General features: G+C 73.0%; 18 protein-coding genes. 6 read left to right on the top strand and 12 right to left on the bottom strand.

Features of this window, described 5'->3' with window-relative positions; translation table 11 throughout:
* Positions 1 to 7: 7 nt before the first annotated feature.
* Together ACR68M_RS08115 and ACR68M_RS08120 are read right to left on the bottom strand one after the other, a co-directional pair.
* Positions 8 to 1,129 (bottom strand): TIGR03364 family FAD-dependent oxidoreductase, encoded by a 1,122-nt coding sequence (locus ACR68M_RS08115; RefSeq protein WP_441249765.1) that lies wholly within the window; start codon positions 1,127 to 1,129, stop codon positions 8 to 10.
* 129 nt (positions 1,130 to 1,258) lie between these two features.
* Positions 1,259 to 2,176, bottom strand: a complete 918-nt coding sequence (locus ACR68M_RS08120; protein ID WP_441249766.1) for a DUF6891 domain-containing protein — start codon at positions 2,174 to 2,176, stop codon at positions 1,259 to 1,261.
* A 210-nt stretch (positions 2,177 to 2,386) separates the two neighbouring features.
* Here ACR68M_RS08120 and ACR68M_RS08125 point away from each other — a divergent pair, with 210 nt between their 5' ends.
* Positions 2,387 to 3,127: a GntR family transcriptional regulator gene (locus ACR68M_RS08125; RefSeq protein ID WP_441249767.1), complete on the top strand. Its 741-nt coding sequence runs from the start codon at positions 2,387 to 2,389 to the stop codon at positions 3,125 to 3,127.
* Positions 3,128 to 3,179: 52 nt separating this feature from the next.
* Here the strand turns inward: ACR68M_RS08125 and ACR68M_RS08130 are convergent, their stop codons facing one another.
* The 3 genes from ACR68M_RS08130 to ACR68M_RS08140 all read right to left on the bottom strand — a co-directional run bounded on the left by ACR68M_RS08130 (position 3,180) and on the right by ACR68M_RS08140 (position 5,117).
* Positions 3,180 to 3,692, bottom strand: coding sequence for a hypothetical protein (locus tag ACR68M_RS08130; RefSeq protein WP_441249768.1), 513 nt, complete (start codon positions 3,690 to 3,692; stop codon positions 3,180 to 3,182).
* A 115-nt stretch (positions 3,693 to 3,807) separates the two neighbouring features.
* On the bottom strand, positions 3,808 to 4,461 hold the full coding sequence (locus tag ACR68M_RS08135; RefSeq protein WP_441249769.1) for a phosphatase PAP2 family protein: 654 nt from the start codon (positions 4,459 to 4,461) through the stop codon (positions 3,808 to 3,810).
* Positions 4,462 to 4,466: 5 nt separating this feature from the next.
* Positions 4,467 to 5,117 carry a DedA family protein gene (locus tag ACR68M_RS08140; protein ID WP_441249770.1) on the bottom strand — a complete coding sequence of 217 codons (651 nt, stop codon included), beginning with the start codon at positions 5,115 to 5,117 and terminating at the stop codon, positions 4,467 to 4,469.
* Positions 5,118 to 5,229: 112 nt separating this feature from the next.
* Between ACR68M_RS08140 and ACR68M_RS08145 the strand changes: the two genes are divergently transcribed.
* The 3 genes from ACR68M_RS08145 (at position 5,230) to ACR68M_RS08155 (ending at position 8,166) form a co-directional block, all read left to right on the top strand.
* Positions 5,230 to 5,649, top strand: a complete 420-nt coding sequence (locus tag ACR68M_RS08145; RefSeq protein WP_441249771.1) for a BlaI/MecI/CopY family transcriptional regulator — start codon at positions 5,230 to 5,232, stop codon at positions 5,647 to 5,649.
* Entirely contained in the window at positions 5,646 to 6,581 is a 936-nt protein-coding gene (locus ACR68M_RS08150) for a M56 family metallopeptidase (RefSeq protein ID WP_441249772.1), read from the top strand. Before ACR68M_RS08145 ends, ACR68M_RS08150 begins: the two co-directional genes overlap by 4 nt.
* Before the next feature lie 157 nt (positions 6,582 to 6,738).
* Complete coding sequence (locus ACR68M_RS08155) at positions 6,739 to 8,166, top strand: GAF domain-containing protein (protein ID WP_441249773.1); 1,428 nt, start codon at positions 6,739 to 6,741, stop codon at positions 8,164 to 8,166.
* On the opposite strand, the gene ACR68M_RS08160 is transcribed toward ACR68M_RS08155, so the two are convergent.
* A complete protein-coding gene (locus ACR68M_RS08160; protein WP_441249774.1) occupies positions 8,088 to 8,585 on the bottom strand; it encodes an SsgA family sporulation/cell division regulator in 498 nt (165 codons plus the stop codon). The two genes, ACR68M_RS08155 and ACR68M_RS08160, sit on opposite strands and share 79 nt — an antisense overlap.
* A gap of 300 nt (positions 8,586 to 8,885) precedes the next feature.
* Here ACR68M_RS08160 and ACR68M_RS08165 point away from each other — a divergent pair, with 300 nt between their 5' ends.
* The gene (locus tag ACR68M_RS08165) at positions 8,886 to 9,896 is read left to right on the top strand and encodes a hypothetical protein (protein ID WP_441249775.1); all 1,011 of its coding nucleotides are present in this window, start codon (positions 8,886 to 8,888) and stop codon (positions 9,894 to 9,896) included.
* A 40-nt stretch (positions 9,897 to 9,936) separates the two neighbouring features.
* On the opposite strand, the gene pepN is transcribed toward ACR68M_RS08165, so the two are convergent.
* Positions 9,937 to 12,396, bottom strand: a complete 2,460-nt coding sequence (gene pepN / locus ACR68M_RS08170; protein ID WP_441249776.1) for an aminopeptidase N — start codon at positions 12,394 to 12,396, stop codon at positions 9,937 to 9,939.
* A gap of 180 nt (positions 12,397 to 12,576) precedes the next feature.
* Here pepN and ACR68M_RS08175 point away from each other — a divergent pair, with 180 nt between their 5' ends.
* The gene (locus tag ACR68M_RS08175; RefSeq protein ID WP_441251538.1) at positions 12,577 to 13,761 is read left to right on the top strand and encodes a TerD family protein; all 1,185 of its coding nucleotides are present in this window, start codon (positions 12,577 to 12,579) and stop codon (positions 13,759 to 13,761) included.
* Positions 13,762 to 13,786: 25 nt separating this feature from the next.
* On the opposite strand, the gene ACR68M_RS08180 is transcribed toward ACR68M_RS08175, so the two are convergent.
* The 5 genes from ACR68M_RS08180 to pruA form a co-directional block, all read right to left on the bottom strand.
* Positions 13,787 to 14,290, bottom strand: a complete 504-nt coding sequence (locus ACR68M_RS08180; RefSeq protein ID WP_441249777.1) for a hypothetical protein — start codon at positions 14,288 to 14,290, stop codon at positions 13,787 to 13,789.
* A 40-nt stretch (positions 14,291 to 14,330) separates the two neighbouring features.
* Positions 14,331 to 14,570, bottom strand: a complete 240-nt coding sequence (locus ACR68M_RS08185; protein WP_441249778.1) for a hypothetical protein — start codon at positions 14,568 to 14,570, stop codon at positions 14,331 to 14,333.
* Between the two features lie 177 nt (positions 14,571 to 14,747).
* Positions 14,748 to 15,011, bottom strand: coding sequence for a hypothetical protein (locus tag ACR68M_RS08190; protein ID WP_441249779.1), 264 nt, complete (start codon positions 15,009 to 15,011; stop codon positions 14,748 to 14,750).
* 248 nt (positions 15,012 to 15,259) lie between these two features.
* A complete protein-coding gene (locus tag ACR68M_RS08195) occupies positions 15,260 to 16,189 on the bottom strand; it encodes a proline dehydrogenase family protein (RefSeq protein WP_441249780.1) in 930 nt (309 codons plus the stop codon).
* 125 nt (positions 16,190 to 16,314) lie between these two features.
* Complete coding sequence (gene pruA, locus ACR68M_RS08200) at positions 16,315 to 17,943, bottom strand: L-glutamate gamma-semialdehyde dehydrogenase (RefSeq protein WP_441249781.1); 1,629 nt, start codon at positions 17,941 to 17,943, stop codon at positions 16,315 to 16,317.
* Positions 17,944 to 18,103: the final 160 nt, after the last annotated feature.

The following is an 18,103-nucleotide window of genomic DNA, read 5'->3' on the forward strand; positions in this document are numbered from 1 at the left end:
ATCACCTTTACAGATTCACAAGTTGGGCAGTGGTCTCGGCAATGGCCGGTGAGCAGGTCATGCCCCGGCCACCGGGCCCGGTGACGAGCCAGATGCCGTCCCGGACCTGCTCGCGGTGGACGACCCGGGTGGTGTCGACGGTCTGCGCGTACACCCCGGCCCAGCGGCGGCGGATCCGCGGCAGCGGGCGCCCGAGCAGCTCGGAGGCGACGGTGGCGACGTGCTCGTACGGGTCCTCGTCGACGTCGAAGGCGAAGGGGTGCTCGTACTCGTGGGTGTCGCCGATGGTGAGGCCGCCGTCCTGGCGCTGGACCATCAGGAGCTGCATCTTGTGCTCGGCGGCGACCGGCGGCTGCGGCTGGGTGGCGCGCAGCTCGTCCAGGGCGGTGCCGGCGAACGCGGGGTAGTACCGGAAGCTGTCGCCGTCGGCGACGGAGGTGGTGAGTGCCTCGCCGAGCGGCTCGGTCTGCATCATCTGCAACCGCACCTTGCGGACGGGCAGTTCGGGGGCGAGCTCGCGGACGAGGCCGCCGAGCCAGGCACCGGTGCAGAGGATCACCAGGTCACCGGTGTGCACCTGGCCGTGGTCGTCGCGGACGGCGTTCTCGCCGACGACGTCGCGGATCTCGCGGCCGGGCAGGAAGGTGTAGCGGCCGGTGGCCTCCAGCGCGGCGCGCAGTGCGGGCTGGGCGAGCCGGGGCTCGACGGCGGCGTCCCGGCTGCACGAGAGCGCACCGAGGAAGTCACCGCGCAGGGCGGGGTTGAGCGCCCGCGCCTCGGCGGCGTCGAGCAGCCGGTAGCCCCGCTCAGCGGCATCGGGCAACGTCAACGCCTGCTCGGCCACGGCGAGTTCGGCCTTGGTACGGGCCAGGGTGAGCGATCCGTTGGCCCGGAAGTACAGACCCGGCACCCGGGCGCCGATGCCCTCCCACAGCTCACGGGCCCGCTGCGCGGTGGCGAGCTCCTCGCCCCCGGCCCGCCCGCTGACCCAGACCAGGCCGAAGTTACGCACCGAGGCGCCACGCGCCTCCGTCTCGCGCTCCAGATGGACGACCTCGTGACCGCGCTCGACGGCCTGCCAGGCGTGCATGGTGCCGAGCACGCCTGCTCCTACGACGATGACTCTCATGCGTCGAGCCTCAGGCGCCCAGGTGTCCGGCAGGCATCCGTCCGGCAGCGCGGAGATTAACCGCCCCTCAAAAGTTGTATATACAACCTTGGGCCACTGTCGCTCAGCCGCAGGCGCCGAACAGGCCCCCTATCCGACCAGGCGACGGCGCCAGTCCAGGGGCGTGACGGTGATGGCCCGGTCGGGGTCGCCGTCCCACTCGACGGCCAGGCCGGCCGCTTCGAGGGCGGCCACAACCTCGCGGCCGATGGCTGCGGTGGTCCCGGACGAGCCGTCGAAGCCGCCGTAGAGCAGCATCAGCCCCTGGCCGGCAGCGGCGGAGTCCGTGCACTGCATGTGGAAGTAGACGAAGCCGCGGGCGTCGGGCCCGCCTTCCGCGCCGATCTCGGCCTGGCCGCAGCTGCGGCAGCAGGTGAAGTGCTCGCGGGCGGTGATCCCGGATCCCTGGAGAGCGTCGAACGCCTGGGCAAGCCGCTCAGGATCGGTCGCGCCCTGCCATTCGGCCTGCTCCGCGACCCGCTCCAGCCACATCCGGTCGACCAGCACCCCGGCCTGCTCACGCGACACGGGTCGACGATCCGCAGTGACCAGGTACTCCTCAGCGAGCTCCACCAGTTCGGCGCGGGTGGCATAGCCGCCGACCAGCACCTCACGGACGCGCCTCTCCAACTCCTCACGCTCGTCGTCACCCAGGTCGAGCGGCGGCACCTCACAGGCGGGGCCCATGTCCAGCAACGACCACGCCGGGCCGGTGTCCCAACCAGCATCCCGGCGGGCCCAGCCGATCATCGCCGCGACCACGGCCTCGACATCGTCGACCACCACCCGGAAGTGCCGGTCAGCAGCCCCGTCCCGGTGCTCCAGCGTGTAGTCCCCATCAGCCTCGTGCCAGACCTGGGCGAAGACATCCGGCAGGTCAGGCACCCGCTGCACCACCAGGAACCGGTCACCCTCACCGCCGACCCGCCGCACCATCCCCGCCAGGTCCTCGGCGGACACCCGGACGTGCCGCTCCCAGTTCTCCGTCTTCACCACGATGTCGAGCATGCGCAGACTCTGACATAGGCCCCCGACAGCAGACCTCCCCTGACCTGCACACAGCTCACCGCGACAGCCCCGGGCAGGAGCCCGCCAGGTCCGGCGAAGGGCATCGGCGGATCTGCTCCGGCGGGCTGAACACCGAGGGCCCTGCGGAGGACTGCGCGACTCCGGTGCTCTACCTTGGCTTCCCTAGGGAACTGATCCTCTGGAGGAGCTGTGTCGACCCCGCCGTACCGCCGGATCGCTGATGAGTTGCGCCGCCTCATCCTGGACGGCGATCTTGCGCCGGGTGCGGTCGTGCCGAGTGAGAACGCCCTGGTGGAGCAGTACCAGGTGGCGGCGGAGACAGCGCGGCGTGCGCTTGCGGTGCTCGCTGCGGAAGGACTGACGGAGGCTCGGCGCGGCTCGGGGACCCGGGTGCGGTCCTTCCGGCCGATTCTTCGGCAGGCCGGCAAACGGTTGTCGGTGGCACAGTGGGGCAGCGGGCGCTCGATCTGGCAGACCGATCTGGACGAGCGGCCCATGGCCGTGGACCGCGCGACCGTGGTCGAGCAACCCTGCCCCGGCCGAATCGCCGAGGCGCTGGGTTTGGAGGCGGGGGCGGCGGTGTGGGTGCGCGACCGGCGCTACCTGGTGGAGGGTGCGCCGGTAATGCTCGCGACCTCCTACCTGCCGGCGGCGAAGGTGGCCGGGTCGGCGATCACCTCCGTGGACAGTGGTCCCGGCGGCACCTACGCCCGATTGGCGGAGCTGGGGTGGGCACCGGTGGCTTTCCGCGAGCAGGTCCGGGTGCGGATGCCGCTGCCGGAGGAGGCGCAGGCCCTGTCCCTGGGAGCAGGGACGCCGGTGGTGCTGATCGTGCGGTTCGCGTTCGCGCAGGGCGGGCTCCCCCTGGAGGTCAACGAGATGACGCTGGACGCCTCCCGTTACCTGATGGAGTGGGAGTTCCCGGCGTGACACAAGGGGTTGAGTCGGACCGGCCCACTCCGAGCCCCGCGAAGTGGCCGCCCTACCGCAGGACTCGCGCCCGTAGGTAGTTGCGCCGGCCGAAGTGGGGCTCGTCCACCGCTGTCAGCTCCTCGACCTGGAAGCGGTAGAGGGCCGCCGCCCCGCCGCCGGCCAGGAACTGCTCGCGTACGTCCGGGTCCTGTGCGAAGCCGGGGTAGCGGCGCTGGTAGGCGGTCAGGGCCGCCTCGGCCTGCCGGCCCCAGGCTTCGCCCGCCAGGCCGGCCAGCTGTACGCCGCGCAGTTGCTCGCCGAAGACCGGCGGCGGCAGGAAGACCGTCGCGGCGGCTCGGGCCTCCTCGGCCAGGTGCAGGCTGTGCCGGGTGGAGCGCTCGCTGACGAAGTAGAGGACGAGGTCCTCGTCGTGGGCGAAGAAGGCGAGGTTGGCGTGCGGGCCGAGTTCGGGCCCGGCGGTGGCCAGCGTGAGCACCATGCTCTCCGCCAGGATGCCTTCGACCCCCTTCGCGAACTCCTCGGCGGGCCAGTCGCCCTGAGTGATGTCGAGCCGGTACGGCATGGCGCGTCCCCTCCGCAGCAGTGCGGGCAGCAACAGCAGAGCCGGGTGAGGAGACTCCTCACCCGGCTCACATGCTCTCCCCGTGCGGCAGGCCGCACAAGGGAGCGGACGGTCTCTACGCGCGGCCCGCCGTCTCCAGGGCCGGCAGCGGCCCGGTTCCCAGGAAGGGCCCCAACGGCCCGCTCCGCAGGCGGTCGACCAACGGCGCGGCGCGACCGGCCACCAGCGCGAGCGGGATGCCCACCAGGATGCCGATCAGCGCGCCGACCGCCACGTCGTGCGGGTAGTGCACGCCGATCCAGACCCGCGAGGCGGCCATCGCCAGGGCGGCCACCCCGGCGATCCAGCCGAGGCGGCGGAAGGCGAACCAGAGCGCGGTCGCGGCGGCGAAGGCGATCACCGAGTGGTTGCTCGGGAAGGACCAGTCACCGGCGACGGGACATGCCTCCAGGGTGACGCTGGTGGGCAGCTGCTGACAGGGCCGGTTCTCCGACACCAGGCTCTTCAGCACCGAGTTGACGAGGTACGCGGCGACCACGATCACCGGCGAGGCCAGCACCCTGGCCATCACCACCGAGTCGGCGGTGCGCGCCTTCCACCAGGCGTAGATCATGAAGACCGCGAAGAGCGCGAGGCCGAGGTTCGACCAGGCCTTGACCAGTGAGTCGAGCCAGCTCGGCGCGCTCTGCGCCCAGCCGATGACCCGGGTGTACAGGCCGCCGTCGATGCCACTGCCGTCGTACGCGAGGCTGTGATGTGCGAGAAGCATGGGGCTCACTGGGCAGCACCGCCGGAGCGCCGGGCCTTGAGCAATTCGAGAGCAATGGGGATCACAGAGACAACTACTACCAGAGCGATGATCGGGAGCAGGTATCGGTCGATACTGGGCACGGTCGAGCCGAGACCGTACCCGGCGAGCACCACGCCGACCGTCCAGAGCAGGCCGCCGAGCACCTGCCAGACGGCGAACGTCCGGGCCGGCACGCCGAGCATCCCGCAGAGCGGGTTGAGCACCGTCCGCACGACCGGGATGAAGCGGGCCAGCACGATCGCCTTGCCGTGCCCGTACTTCGCGAGCAGCTCCTCCGCGCGCTCGGCGCCCTTGCGCAGGCTCGCCCGGTCGCTGCGGGCGAGCAGCGCGCGGCCGCCCTTGCGACCGACGACGTAGCCGACCTGGGCGCCGATCAGCGCACCGGCGACGGCGGCGGGCAGCACCTCGGCGAGGTGCAGCTGCGTGCCTCCGGCCGCGCCGGGCACGCAGAGCAGCCCGGCGGTGAAGAGCAGCGAGTCGCCGGGCAGGAAGAAGCCGACCAGCAGGCCGGTCTCGGCGAAGAGTACGACGGCGACCCCGAGGGCGCCGAAGGCGGCGAGCAGCGACGAGGCGTCGAGCACGTTCACCGCGAGATGGGCGGACGACTGGAGCAAGGCTGGCGGACCTCCCGTACTTTTGGAGGCGGCCCGCGGGGCCGACCTCGACCGTCTACAGTGATGTAGACGGTCTATGGGACTGTAGACGAAAACGGGAGGGAACGTCGACATGACGCGGGAGCGGACACCGGAGCGGACACCCGAGCCGACGCCGGAGCTCACACCGGCCCAGGCCCGCCGCCACGCCGGCGAACTCGAGGGCCAGGTGCTCGCCGCGCTCTGGGCCGCCGCCGCGCCGCTCACCCCGCAGGACGTGCAGACCGCCCTCGGCGACGGGCTGGCCCGCACCACCGTCGCCACCATCCTGGCCCGCCTGCACGACAAGGGGCAGGTCGAGCGCCGCAAGGCCGGGCGCGGCTTCGCCTACACCCCCACCGTCGAGGACGAGGCCGGGCTCGCCGCCCGCCGGATGCGCAGCGAGCTGGAGCGCGGGCAGGACCGCTCGACCGTGCTCGCCCGCTTCGTCTCCGACCTCACCGACGCCGACGAGCGCCTGCTGCGCGAGCTCCTCGGGGACGCGGCCACATGAACCTCGCCGTCTGGGCCCCGCTGCTGCTGCCCTTCCTCGCCGCCCCGCTCGCCCTCCGCCTCGCCGAGACCCTCGCACCACGCACCGCCGCCCTCGTGCTGGCCGGTACGGCCGCCACCCTCGGCGTCGCCACCGCCGTCTCGCTCGCCCTGCTCACCCTCACCGGGCTGCTCCGGCTGCCGTTCGTCGCCGCCCTCGGCCACCTGCACTGGCTGCCCGCCGGCTCCCCGTACGCCGCCGCGGCCGCTGCCCTCGCGCTGCTCACCGCCGCCGCGCTGACCGCCCGCGCCGCCCACCACCAGCTCACCGACCTGCGCCGGGCCGACGCCGCCGCCGGGCCCGGCGGCCGGGCGCTGACGGTGCTGGAGGACGAGCGCGCCGACGCCTTCGCCCTGCCCGGTCTGCCCTGGCACCCGGGCCGGGTGGTCGTCACCACCGGCATGCTCCGCGCCCTCGACGGCCCCGAGCGGGCCGCCCTGCTCGCCCACGAACGGGCCCACCTCGCCGCCCGGCACCACCTCTTCCTGGCCGTCGCCGAGTACGCCGCCGTGCTGCACCCCGCCCTGCGCGGCCTGCGCACCCCGCTCGGCTACCACCTCGAACGCTGGGCCGACGAGACCGCCGCCCGCACCACCGGCGACCGCGCCACCACCGCCCGCGCCGTCGGCCGGGCCGCCCTGGCCGCCGCCCGCGCGCCGCGCCCCGACCGCCCCCGGCTGGCCCCCGCCGTGCACACCGGCCCCGTGCCCCGCCGCGTCGCCGCGCTGCTCGCGCCCGCCGCCCGCGCCACCCGCCCCGGCCCCGCCCGGCTCGCCGCCGCCCTCGCGCTGGCCGCCTGCCTCGCCCTCACCGCCACCACCGCCCTCGACGCCACCACCGACCTCCACCGCACCGTGGAGACCGCCCAGCAGGAGACCACCCAGCAGCGGTAGCAGCCACCCTGCGGCCACCGGGCGGGTGCCCGGATGAAAGATTTCGCAACTCCGTCATCGCGGTCGCCGACCGCCGTACCCTGTCTCCGGACCACACGGGCCACACGGACCATGCGGACCATGCGGTCCGCACGGACGACTCGACCGGGGAGACGGATTGCTGGAGAGCCCTCGGGCGGCAGGCCGACACACCGCTCCCGCCGACGACGACAGCGGCCCGGACGGGCTCCGGCCGGTGATCGGCGACTCCTGGGAGCGGCTGCGCCGCCTCGGCCTGGACCCGGAGCGCGGGCGCAACGCCTACCGCCTGAGCCCGGCCGATCTCGAACACCGGCGGCGACAGACCCAGCTCGCCGAGATCCTCCCGGTGCTGCGCTCGACCCTGTTGGCGCCGACCTCCGGCACCCCGCTGATCCTGGCCGTCGCCGACGCCGACGGCCATGTGCTCTGGCACGAGGGCGAGCGCGCCCTGCGCCGCACCGCCGAGAACATCGGCTTCGACAGCGGCGCCCGCTGGGTCGAGGACGAGGTCGGCACCAACGGCATCGGCACCGCACTGCGGACCGGCCGCCCGATGCAGGTGCACTCCACCGAGCACTACCTGCGCAGCCACCACGGCTGGACGTGCGTCGCGGCCCCCGTCCACGACCCCCGCACCGGGCGCCTCGCCGGGGTGCTCGACCTCAGCGGCCCGGCCCGGACGATGGCGCCGTACCTCTTCCAGCTCGCCGTGACGGCAGCCCGGCTCGCCGAGGCGGAGCTGCGGGCCCGGCAACTCGAGGTGCTGCACCAACTGCGCACCGTCGCAGCGCCGTTGCTCGCCCGGCTCGGCGAACCGGCCATCGTGGTCGACCAGGCGGGCTGGACGGCCGCGACGGTGGGCCTGCCGCCGGTGCCCCGACTGCGGCTGCCCGCCCAGGGCTGGGGCGGCGCACCGGTGCACTGGCTGCCCTCGCTCGGTGAGTGCGCCGTCGAGCCGCTCGCCGACGGCTGGCTGATCAGACCGCTCAACACCAACGCCGGGGCCGTCGAGGAGCAGACCGTCGGGGCCCGCATCCGGCTCGACCTGAGCGCGCCGGACCGGCCCGAGCTCCTGGTCTCCGGCTCCGTCGGCAGCTGGTCGCACACCCTCAGCCCGCGCCACGCCGAACTGCTGCTGCTGCTCTGTATGCACCGCGAGGGCCGCACCGCCGCCCAGCTGGCCGAGGCGCTCTTCGGCGACCCGGCCCGCACGGTGACCGTCCGCGCCGAGATCTCCCGGCTGCGGCGCTACCTCGGCGGGCTGCTCGACCACCGGCCCTACCGGCTGACCCGCTCCGCCGACGTCACCGTCACCGGGCCGGGCGATCCGTACGACCTGCTGCCCGGCTCCTCCGGCCCGTGGGTCCGCGAACTCCGCGCCGGGCTGCTCGCGGGCACCACCCGGCTGCCCTCGGCACTGCCGCCCATCCCCCAACCACCGAGCCCGTTGAGCGCTCAGCCCCTGATCAGTCAGCCCTTGAGCGCTCAGCCCTTGAGCAGCGCGGCCAGTTGGTCGTCGGTCGGCCCGGCGACCGCCTCGGCGGCCTCCGAGACGCAGCGGTAGGTCCGGTCCAGCCAGGCCTTCACCCTGGGCTTGGAGACCTCCAGCAGCGCGCTCCCGTACGGGGACTCCAACGCCAGGTGCAGGGTCGATCCGTGGCAGGGGCAGTAAGCGGGCCACAGCTTGACGTCGCCCTGCCCGCTCAGGCCGCGCAGGCCGTCCCGGAGCAGCTCACGGGAGAACACCCAGTCCGCCTCGTCCGCGCGCCCGAGATGGAAGGTGAGCAGCACCTCGTACGGGCGCTCGGGGTCGTACCGGAAGCGGGTACGTACCTCCCCGACCAGATCCTGGTCCAACGCGATCCGCAGCGTCATGACCTCCTCCACCGGCACCGGGACGGCAGCGGAAGGACCCGCCTCGTCGCCCGTGGGGGTGGCGGCGAACGGCGGGGGCGAGGCAGCTGACTGCGGGTCGCGCGGCATGACAGTCTCTCCGAGGCGGCTGGGGTCAGGGGCCAGACTGATGGACGCAACGTCGGCGGGCAAAGGTTGCAGGAGGTTGCAACCCCCGCCGGACGGCGGGGATCGGGTCCGAGCTGCCACGGCGTCAACTTCGGCCCATCCCATACGACTACCGCACAGATCCACGCCCGCACCGCACTGGCGTAACAGTGGTGGGCCGCTGGTAATCTCGTGACACCGAGTTCCCTTCCCGACACAGCGGGACGGGGCACGCGCCGAGCGACACACGGCGGATCTCGGAGAGTCGGAGAGGATGCCGGGGTGACGAACCGCAGGACCAGCATGGAGTGCCGGCCCGTCCGGCCCCGGCGGCACGGGCGTCCCGGCCCGGTCGGCGGGCGCTTCGCACTGCCCGGCATCCGGTTCTCCGGGGCCGCGATGGCGATGTCCACCGTGCTCGGCATCAGCGCCGCCACCACCTGGCTGGTCAGCGCCCAGCAGCACGTCGGACGCCACCCCGACAGCTCCACCGTGGGCGGCAGCCCGCCGCTGCCGCAGGCCGACCGCACCCCGGCGCAGCCCGCCGACGCGGCCACCCCGGGCCCGCAGGCGATGCCCGGCCCACGCGCCCTGATCAGCCCCAGCCTCGGCTCCAGCACCGATCCCGGCGCCGAGTCGCGGCACCACGGCTCGCCCCGGCCCACCGCCCCGCACGGCTCGGCCACCACTGCGCCGCCGGTCGCACCGGTCACGCCCCGGCCCATCGAGGTCGGCACGGTGCCCACCATGTCCCCGTCGCCGACCCCCTCGCCCGTGCCGACCGGCACCGGTACGGGCACCGGCTCGCCCTCCCCGACACCGGCGCCGACCGGCCCGCCGACGCAGCTCGGCCCGACGCAGCCGCCGGTGACCACCTCCCCGGTCAGCACCCCGCCGGTCACCGCACCGCCGACCGGGAAGCCGACGGAGAAGCCGGCCGACACGCTGACCGGCCAGGCCCTCCGGGAGACCCTCGGCCCCTCCGGCACCCGGCACACCCTGACCCTCACCGTGGGCGAGCCGATGGCCGCGCTCCAGGTCGAGCTGCGGCTGGCCCGCCCGGACACCCTCCCCGGTATCACGCCGTGGAACGACCTCCCGGGCACGGTCGTCACCGTCACCCAGGAGCGGGCGACGCTGATCTACCGCTTCACCGCCCCCGAACTCCCGCCCGGCACCTACACCTTCGGCGTCCGGGGCTCCCGGACCACCGGCACCCCGCAGGAGACCTGGACGGCTTCGGCCTTCGCCCCGGTCACCGCCCGCGCCCTGGCGACCCGCGGCACGTTCTAGGCCGGGGTGGCGGGGGCAGCCGAGCCACCCCCGCCGCCGCCTAACGCGCCGAACGCACCCGGACGGCCCGCCGCAGGTCGTCCAGGTGGTCGCCGAGCACCCGCCGGGTGGCGGGCGTCAGCCCCTCCACGGCGAGGCAGGCCTCGGCCAGCCGCACCGTCCGCGCGGTCGACCACCCGGCCGGGAACAGCCGCTGCCCGAGCGTCCGGATCACCATGTCGCCGCGCGACCCGGCACCCGGCAGCTCCTCGAAGTACCGCTGCACGTACGCCTCCTGGAGCTCCGCGTCACCGGACAGCCAGAAGCCCTGCGCCGTCCCGGCCAGCAGGAAGTTCGACAGCCCGCCCCGGAAGAGCTGCTCCCAGGCCCGCTCCTTCGCCGCAGCCCCTGGCAGCGCACCCCGGGCGGCCGCAGCGCCCTGCTGGGCGATGTCGTTCGGCTCGCAGCTGAGCTCCGCCGCGATCCGCTCCTCGTCGATCTCGCCGGAGGCCGCGAGCCGCGTCAGCACGGCCCAGCGCAGCTCCGGCTCCAGCGCCTCGTCCGCCGCCTCGCCAGCCGACCGGGATCCACTCAACCAGCCCCAGAGCAGCGCCGGTTCACCGACCGCGTTCTCGATCGCCGCCTGCCGGGCGACCCGCCGCACGCTCTCGCTCGCGCCGTCCCAGGCCAGCAGCCGGTCGCAGACCTGCCGCAGCAGCGCGTGCCCGCCGGCCCGCTCCTCCGGCGGCAGGTAGGTCTGCACGACGACCGCGCGGGCGAAGAGCAGCACCGTCTCCACCACCGCGTCGACCGGCTCGCGGGGCAGGTGGTCGGCGACCAGCTCCAGGTACTCGGCGGGCGTCAGCTCCGCGTCCCGCACCCTGTCGCGCGCGTGCTCCCAGAGCACCGCCCGTGCGAGCTGGTCCGTGATCGTCGAGAGCGAGGATCTGACGGTCCGCCAGGACGCCTCGTCCAGACGGATCTTGGCCCACGTCAGGTCGCCGTCGTTGGGCAGCAGCAGCGCCCCGCCGACGACCCCGACGGGGAGCTGCGCCCGGCCCCCGGGGGCGACCTCCAGCTCGAACCGCTCGCGCGGCACCAGCGCGCCGCCGACGGCGTGGTAGACGCCGACCCCGGCGCGGTGCGGCCGGGAGCCCTCGGCGATCAGCTCGCCGCCCTCGATCCGCAGCGTGTCCACGCCGGTCGTCCCCAGCCAGCGGTCGGCCCAGCCCTGCACGTCGCGTCCGCTCGAACCCGCCAGCGCGGTAAGGAAGTCGGCGAGATCGGCGTTGCCGTACCGGTGCCGGGCCAGGTACTCGTTGATCCCGGCGAAGAACGCCTTGTCGCCGAGCCAGGTCACCAGCTGCTTCACGGCGGAGGCGCCCTTGGCGTAGGCGATGCCGTCGAAGTTGACCATCGCCTCGGCCAGACTCTCCACGCCGGTGGCCGCGATCGGGTGGGTGGTGTCCCGCTGGTCGGCGTCGTAGCCCCAGGACTTGCGGCGGATGCCGAAAGTCGTCCAGGCTCCGGTGAAGCGGGTGTTCTCCGTGGCGACGCGGTAGCCGAGGTACTCGGCGAACGACTCGTTCAGCCAGAGGTCGTCCCACCAGCGCATGGTGACGAGGTCGCCGAACCACATGTGCGCCATCTCGTGCGCGATGCCCATCGCGCGGTTCTCCCGCTGGGCCTCCGTCGCCGGGGCGTGGAAGACCAGCTTGTCGGCGATCACCACGCAGCCGGGGTTCTCCATCGCCCCCCAGTTGAACTCGGGCACGAACGCCTGGTCGTACTTGCCGAACGGGTACCGGTCGTCGAAGACCTCGTGCATCCGGTCGAAGCAGGCGGCCGTGATCTCGAACAGCTCGGCCGCCTCCCGCTCCAGCGCGGCGCCGAGCGAGCGACGGGCGTGCACGCCGAGCGGGATGCCGTCGTGCTCGGAGTAGACCGAGTGCAGCGGGCCGCCGACCAGCGTCACCAGGTACGTGCTGATCGGCCTGGTCGGCTCGAATACCCAGCGGCCGGGCTCCGGCTGGGTGCCCGCGCAGTTGGCGATCACCGTCCACTGCTCGGGCGCGCTGACGCTCAGGCCGAACCGGGCCTTCAGATCGGGCTGGTCGAAGCAGGGGAAGACCCTCGGGGCCGCGTCCGGGCTGGAGTTGGCGTAGACGTACACGGCGCCGTCGGCCGGGTCGGTGAACCGGTGCAGGCCCTCGCCCGTCCGGGAGTAGCGCATGACGGTCTCGACCAGCAGCTCGTTCTCCGCCGCCAGGCCGGGCAGCGTGAGCCGCCCGTCGGCCAGCGCGGCCGGGTCGAGCGGGCGGCCGTTCAGCACCGCGCGGAGCAGCTCGACGGGCCGCAGGTCGAGGAAGGTCTCCGAGCCCGGTTCGGCGCAGGCGAACCGGATCACGGTGGTACAGCCGAACAGCTCCTCTCCCCGGGTGAGGTCGAGGTCCAGCCGGTAGTCGTGGACGTCGAGCAGACGGGCACGTGTCAGTGCCTCGGTACGTTGAAGAGCAGGCATGTCCCGCATGCTTCCCCACCCGGCCGCGCCCGGCAATAGCCTTCCCTGACGGGCCGTCGGCTCCCCCGTTGCCGCCCTGTTACCGCCCCGCGGCCGGGTCTCGTACGGTCCGACCGCCCGGTTGGTTAGGCTGGGGCGAGCCCAGCCCAGCACCTCAGGAGGAGCACTGTGTCGACGGTCCTGACCCAGGGTGGCAACGCGCCGCTCACCGCTGCCCGGGTGACGGTCGAGGTCTCGGCGCCCAAGGCGCTGGACGTCTCCGGTCTGCTGCTCACCGAAGCCGGCAAGGTCCGCTCCGACGCCGACTTCGTCTTCTTCAACGCCCCGAACGGGCCCGGCGTCACCCACCGCCCGGCCGCCGCCGGCACCCCGGACGCCATCACGGTCGACACCTCCGCCCTGCCCGCCGGGATCGACCGCGTCGTCGTCACGGCCAGCCTGGACGACGCGGGCGCCACCTTCGCCGGTACGGAGCCGACCGCCACCGTCCGCGACACGGAGACCGGCGAGGTGCTGGCCGTCTTCACCCCGCCCCGGCTCGGCCGGGAGACCGCCCTGGTGGTGGTCGAGGTCTACCGGCGCGGCACCAGCTGGAAGGTCCGCGCGGTCGGTCAGGGCTACGCCGACGGCCTGGCCGGCATCGCCGGCGACTTCGGCGTCTCGGTCGAGCAGCCCGCCGCCACGGCTCCCGTCACCCCGGCCGCCGCGCCGCCCGCCCCCTCGACCGCACCGTCGGCCGCACCGCCACGGCCGGTGACCCCGCCCGCCGTGCCGACCCCGGGCTCCACGAAGGTTACCCTCGACAAGGGCCGGGTCAGCCTGGTCAAGGGCGGTTCGGTCTCGCTGGAGAAGAACGGCAAGCCCTTCCTGGCCTCCGTCCGGATGGGCCTCGGCTGGGAGCCCGCCGGGCGCGGCCGCAACATCGACCTGGACGCCTCCTGCATCGCCTTCGACGCCCAGCGCAACAAGGTCGAGACGGCCTGGTTCATGAAGCTGAGCATCTTCGACGGCGCCATCGCCCACTCCGGCGACAACCTGACCGGCAAGGGCGGCGGCGACGACGAGGCGATCACCGTCCACCTCGAGGGCATCCCGGCCGAGGTCTGCGGCCTCGTCTTCGTCGTCAACTCCTTCTCCGGCCAGAAGTTCACCGACATCAAGAACGCCTACTGCCGCCTGCTCGACGCCTCCTCCGGCGACGAGCTGGTCCGCTTCGACCTCACCCAGTCCGCCCCCCACACCGGCGTGGTGATGTGCAAGCTCGTCCGCCAGTACTCGGGCGAGTGGGTGATGACCGCCATCGGCGAGTACGTCGACGCCAAGACCGCCCGCGCCATGGTGAAGCCGGCCGCCGCCATGCTCTGACCGACCGACCGACCAACCGGCCCGATCAGGCGGCCGGGCCGTCGGGGTTGGCGGTGATCCACTCCTGGAGCTGGGCGGGGGTGACGGTCGGGTCGGCGGCGCGGCCGCCGAGGGTGTCGGTGGCGAGCAGAGTCGTGGAGACGGCGGGGCAGCGGCCGCAGGCGTCGGCGCCGCTCTGCTGCCACCACTTGCAGCGGGCGCGCAGGTGGCAGCGGGGCAGCTTGGCCTCGTCGACGGGCGGGAGTTGGCTGATCTTGGAGATCAGGGTGCACTCGTTGCCCGCGCGGTGCGCGCAGTCGCTGACGCAGTGCGAGGCGAAGCGCAGCACCCGGGTCGGCAGGATGCCCTCGGGCACCAGCGGCAGCACCTCGGCGGCGGGCAGCGGTTCGGCGAGGTAGGTGAGCCCCCCGTCGTCCTGGGAGCGGACGCCGAGGACGACCGACTCCGGCCGCTCCGCTCCTCCGCTCGGGCACCAGGACGGTGCGGGTACGGCAACGGACGGGGCGTCGAGTACGTCCTCGGTGTCCATGGTTCTCCTTCAGGCGGATTCAGCCGGATTCAGCCGGGCGTCAGCAGCTGGAGGCAGCGATGCTCCGGACGGCGGCCTCCCAGCCGTTGGTGCGGACGTCGGTGCCCACGACGGACTTGTGGGCGTCCTGCGCGACGGCCTTCGCCAGGTGGGCCCGGAGCTGGTCGGCGGTGCTGATCCGCTCGGCCGGGGCGGTGGCCGCCGAAGCGGTGGTGGCACCGGCGGCAAGCAGGCCGGCAGCGAGCAGCGTGGTGGCGGCGGTACGGCGTGCGGTGGTCATGAGGTCCTCTCGGTTCGGGTCGGCAGGGCCGCCCAGCGGCGGCCCGCGGCCATCATGGCGCGGGCCGCCCTGGGCGCCCAGATCCGAACGCTGAAAACATCTGTCCAGTAACTGCCGTTCACATGAGCTGTGTTGGCGCACCGACAGCCGTTACGAGGACCGCTTCCCGGCCAGGCGTCAGCAGGAGGACGGATGCACCAGGGCAGTGCCTGCGGCGCTCGCGAAACCGGCGGGGCTGACGAAGCCGTAGGGCTGACGGACGTGGCTCACCTGGGAGTTGGCGGCCTCCAGGGAGACGGCCTTCGCCAGGTGCGCCTGGAGCTGGTCGGCGGTGCCGATCCGCTCGGCCGAAGCGGTGGCCGCCGAGGCGGTGGTGGCACCGGCGGCGAGGATGCCTGCCGCGAGGAGCGCGGTGGCGGCGGTACGACGGGCATGAGTCACGGGAGACCCTCTCGATTCGGGCGGTACGGCCGCCCCGGCGGCGGCCCGCGGCCATCATGGGCCCGCCCCGAGCCCGGCGGCCAGCACTGCACGCAACCCGGAGTCGTCCACTAACTGTCGTGCCGCTGAGGAGTGTTGACGCCCATTCAGGCATGCGAAAGGGGCGCGTGGAGCGGCGCGACCGGCGGGCACCGTACCGGTGCCTGGTCGTGCTGCTCCCCGCGCCCCTGGCGGGCTCCCGGGTGGCGTCAGCCCCGGGTGGCCATCGCCCGCAGGAAGAAGGCCAGGTTGGCCGGGCGCTCCGCGAGGCGTCGCATGAAGTACCCGTACCACTCCTGCCCGTACGGCAGGTACACGCGCATGGTGTTGCCCGCCTCGGCGAGGCGCAGCTGCTCCTCGGGGCGGATGCCGAACAGCATCTGGTACTCGAAGCTGTCGCGCTTGCGCCCGTTCCACTCGGCCAGCTGGCCGGCGATCTTGATCATGTTCGGGTCGTGCGAGGCGATCATCGGGTAACCCTCGCCCGCCATCAGGACCTTGAGCGCCCGGACGTACGCGAGGTCGACATCGCGCTTGCCCTGGAAAGCGACCGACTCGGGCTCCTTGTAGGCGCCCTTGCAGAGCCGCACCCGGGAGCCCGCGGCGGCGAACTCCGCACAGTCGGCCTCGGTGCGGCGCAGGTAGGCCTGGAGCACGACGCCCAGCCACGGGAAGTCCGTGCGCAGCTCACGGGCGATCGACAGGGTCGAGTCCGTGGTGGTGTGGTCCTCCATGTCGAGGGTCACGGTGGTGCCCGCGTCCGCGGCGGCCTCGCAGATCCGCCGGGCGTTCTCCAGCGCGATCTTCTCGCCGTCCACCGGCAGGAACTGGCCCACGGCCGAGAGCTTGACGGAGACCTCAGCGTTGGCGGCCAGGCCGGTCTCCTTCAGCGCGGCGAGCAGGTGCTCGTACGCCTCGGCGGTGCCGGCGGCCTGGGCGGCGTCCTTGGTGTCCTCACCGAGGTGGTCGAGCGTGACCTTGCGGCCCGTGGCCACCAGCTCGTCCGTGGCGGTGATGCCCTGGTCGAGCAGCTCGCCGGCGACGAAGCGCTCGACTATCGCGTGGGTCGGCGGGAACTTCTCGACGACGGTGCGCACCTGCGGGGAGCGGGATGCGGCGAGGAGGGCGGAACGGAGCATCGGTACTCCTGAAGATGATCCTGAAGATGATTCAGCAGGTGGGGAGGGGGAGGTGCGGCCGGGCGGCTGAGGGTGGGCCGCCCGGCCGGGGCCCATGGTCCGGGCCCGAGGAGCACAGGGCTTGGTCAGCCCATGTGCGGGTAGCGGTAGTCCGTCGGCGGGACGAAGGTCTCCTTGATGGAGCGCGTCGACGTCCAACGGGCCAGGTTCTGCTTGGCGCCGGCCTTGTCGTTGGTGCCGGAGGCGCGGCCGCCGCCGAAGGGCTGCTGGCCGACGACGGCGCCGGTCGGCTTGTCGTTGATGTAGAAGTTGCCCGCGGCGTTGCGCAGCTTCAGCATCGTGTGCTGGACGGCCTCGCGGTCCTGGGCGATGACGGCGCCGGTCAGGCCGTAGCTGGAGACGGACTCCATCTGGTCGAGCATCTCGTCGTACTTGTCGTCCTCGTAGACGTGCACGGCGAGGATCGGGCCGAAGTACTCGTCCCGGAAGTACTCGGACGCCGGGTCCTCGCAGACCAGCACGGTCGGGCGGACGAAGTAGCCGACGGAGTCGTCGTACGTGCCACCGGCCAGGATCTCGACCTTCGGGTCCGCCTTGGCGCGGTCGATCGCGGCCTTGTTCTTGGCGAACGAGCGGTCGTCGATGACGGCGCTCATGAAGTTCGAGAAGTCGTTGACGTCACCCATCGTCAGCCACTCGACCTCGTCGCGGAAGTCGTCCTTCAGCCCGGCCCAGATCGAGGCCGGGACGTAGGCGCGGGAGAGCGCCGAACACTTCTGGCCCTGGAACTCGAAGGCGCCACGGGTCATCGCGGTCTTCAGCACGGCCGGGTCGGCCGAGGGGTGCGCGACGAGGAAGTCCTTGCCGCCCGTCTCGCCGACGATCCGGGGGTAGGTGCGGTAGTTCGCGATGTTGTTGCCGACCTCGCGCCACAGGTGCTGGAAGGTCGGGGTCGAGCCGGTGAAGTGGATACCGGCCAGCGACGGGTGCTTCAGCGCGACCTCGGAGACGGCCAGGCCGTCACCGGTGACCATGTTGATGACGCCCTTGGGCAGACCGGCCGCCTCCAGCAGCTGCATCAGCAGGTGCGCGGAGTACTGCTGGGTCGGGGACGGCTTCCACAGCACCACGTTGCCCATGAGCGCCGGGGCGGTCGGCAGGTTGCCCGCGATGGCGGTGAAGTTGAAGGGCGTGATCGCGTAGACGAAGCCCTCCAGCGCGCGGTGGTCGCTGCGGTTCCAGACGCCGTCCGAGGAGATCGGCTGCTCGGCGATGATCTGCCGGGCGAAGTGCACGTTGAAGCGCAGGAAGTCGATGAACTCGCAGGACGAGTCGATCTCGGCCTGCTGGGCCGTCTTCGACTGGTTCAGCATGGTCGCCGCGGCGAGCGTCTCGCGCCAGGGGCCGGCCAGCAGGTCGGCGGCCTTCAGGAAGATCGCGGCACGGGAGTCGAAGGAGAGCGCCTGCCAGGCGGGAGCAGCCGCCAGGGCAGCGTCGATGGCGTCGCGCGCGTCGTCCTGGGTGGCGTTGCGCAGCGTGCCGAGCCTTGCCGCGTGGTTGTGCGGCTGGACGACGTGGATCTCGGCGCCCGCACCCATGCGGCGCTCGCCGTTGATCGTCATGGTCAGCTGGACCGGCTCCTGGCCGCCCAGCTCCTTCAGCTTGGCCTCCAGGCGGGCCCGTTCCGGGCTGCCGGGGGCGTAGCTGCGGACCGGCTCGTTCACCGGCGCGGGGACCTGGGTCACAGCATCCATTACGCGCGCTCTCCTTCGAGTTGTGGCGTGGGCCGACGAGGATCACAGGCCGGCCATGAGGAAACGCTAGCCCCGCGAGGCGGGACACTTGATTGGCCTGGCGGCTAAAGTCCAGGAGGCACCCTTGTCGGCCCGGACAACCGCCCGACGGACTCTGTCA

Origin of the sequence: Kitasatospora sp. McL0602 (assembly GCF_052076145.1) — a bacterium.
Lineage (GTDB): Bacteria > Actinomycetota > Actinomycetes > Streptomycetales > Streptomycetaceae > Kitasatospora.

Excerpts from the sequence above, each read along its gene's own strand:
- ACR68M_RS08115 (WP_441249765.1), bottom strand. The coding sequence starts at position 1,129 with ATGAGAGTCATCGTCGTAGGAGCAGGCGTGCTCGGCACCATGCACGCC.
- ACR68M_RS08120 (WP_441249766.1), bottom strand. The coding sequence starts at position 2,176 with ATGCTCGACATCGTGGTGAAGACGGAGAACTGGGAGCGGCACGTCCGG.
- ACR68M_RS08130 (WP_441249768.1), bottom strand. The coding sequence starts at position 3,692 with ATGCCGTACCGGCTCGACATCACTCAGGGCGACTGGCCCGCCGAGGAG.
- ACR68M_RS08135 (WP_441249769.1), bottom strand. The coding sequence starts at position 4,461 with ATGCTTCTCGCACATCACAGCCTCGCGTACGACGGCAGTGGCATCGAC.
- ACR68M_RS08145 (WP_441249771.1), top strand. The coding sequence starts at position 5,230 with ATGACGCGGGAGCGGACACCGGAGCGGACACCCGAGCCGACGCCGGAG.
- ACR68M_RS08150 (WP_441249772.1), top strand. The coding sequence starts at position 5,646 with ATGAACCTCGCCGTCTGGGCCCCGCTGCTGCTGCCCTTCCTCGCCGCC.
- ACR68M_RS08160 (WP_441249774.1), bottom strand. The coding sequence starts at position 8,585 with ATGCCGCGCGACCCGCAGTCAGCTGCCTCGCCCCCGCCGTTCGCCGCC.
- pepN (WP_441249776.1), bottom strand. The coding sequence starts at position 12,396 with ATGCCTGCTCTTCAACGTACCGAGGCACTGACACGTGCCCGTCTGCTC.
- ACR68M_RS08180 (WP_441249777.1), bottom strand. The coding sequence starts at position 14,290 with ATGGACACCGAGGACGTACTCGACGCCCCGTCCGTTGCCGTACCCGCA.
- ACR68M_RS08185 (WP_441249778.1), bottom strand. The coding sequence starts at position 14,570 with ATGACCACCGCACGCCGTACCGCCGCCACCACGCTGCTCGCTGCCGGC.
- ACR68M_RS08195 (WP_441249780.1), bottom strand. The coding sequence starts at position 16,189 with ATGCTCCGTTCCGCCCTCCTCGCCGCATCCCGCTCCCCGCAGGTGCGC.
- pruA (WP_441249781.1), bottom strand. The coding sequence starts at position 17,943 with ATGGATGCTGTGACCCAGGTCCCCGCGCCGGTGAACGAGCCGGTCCGC.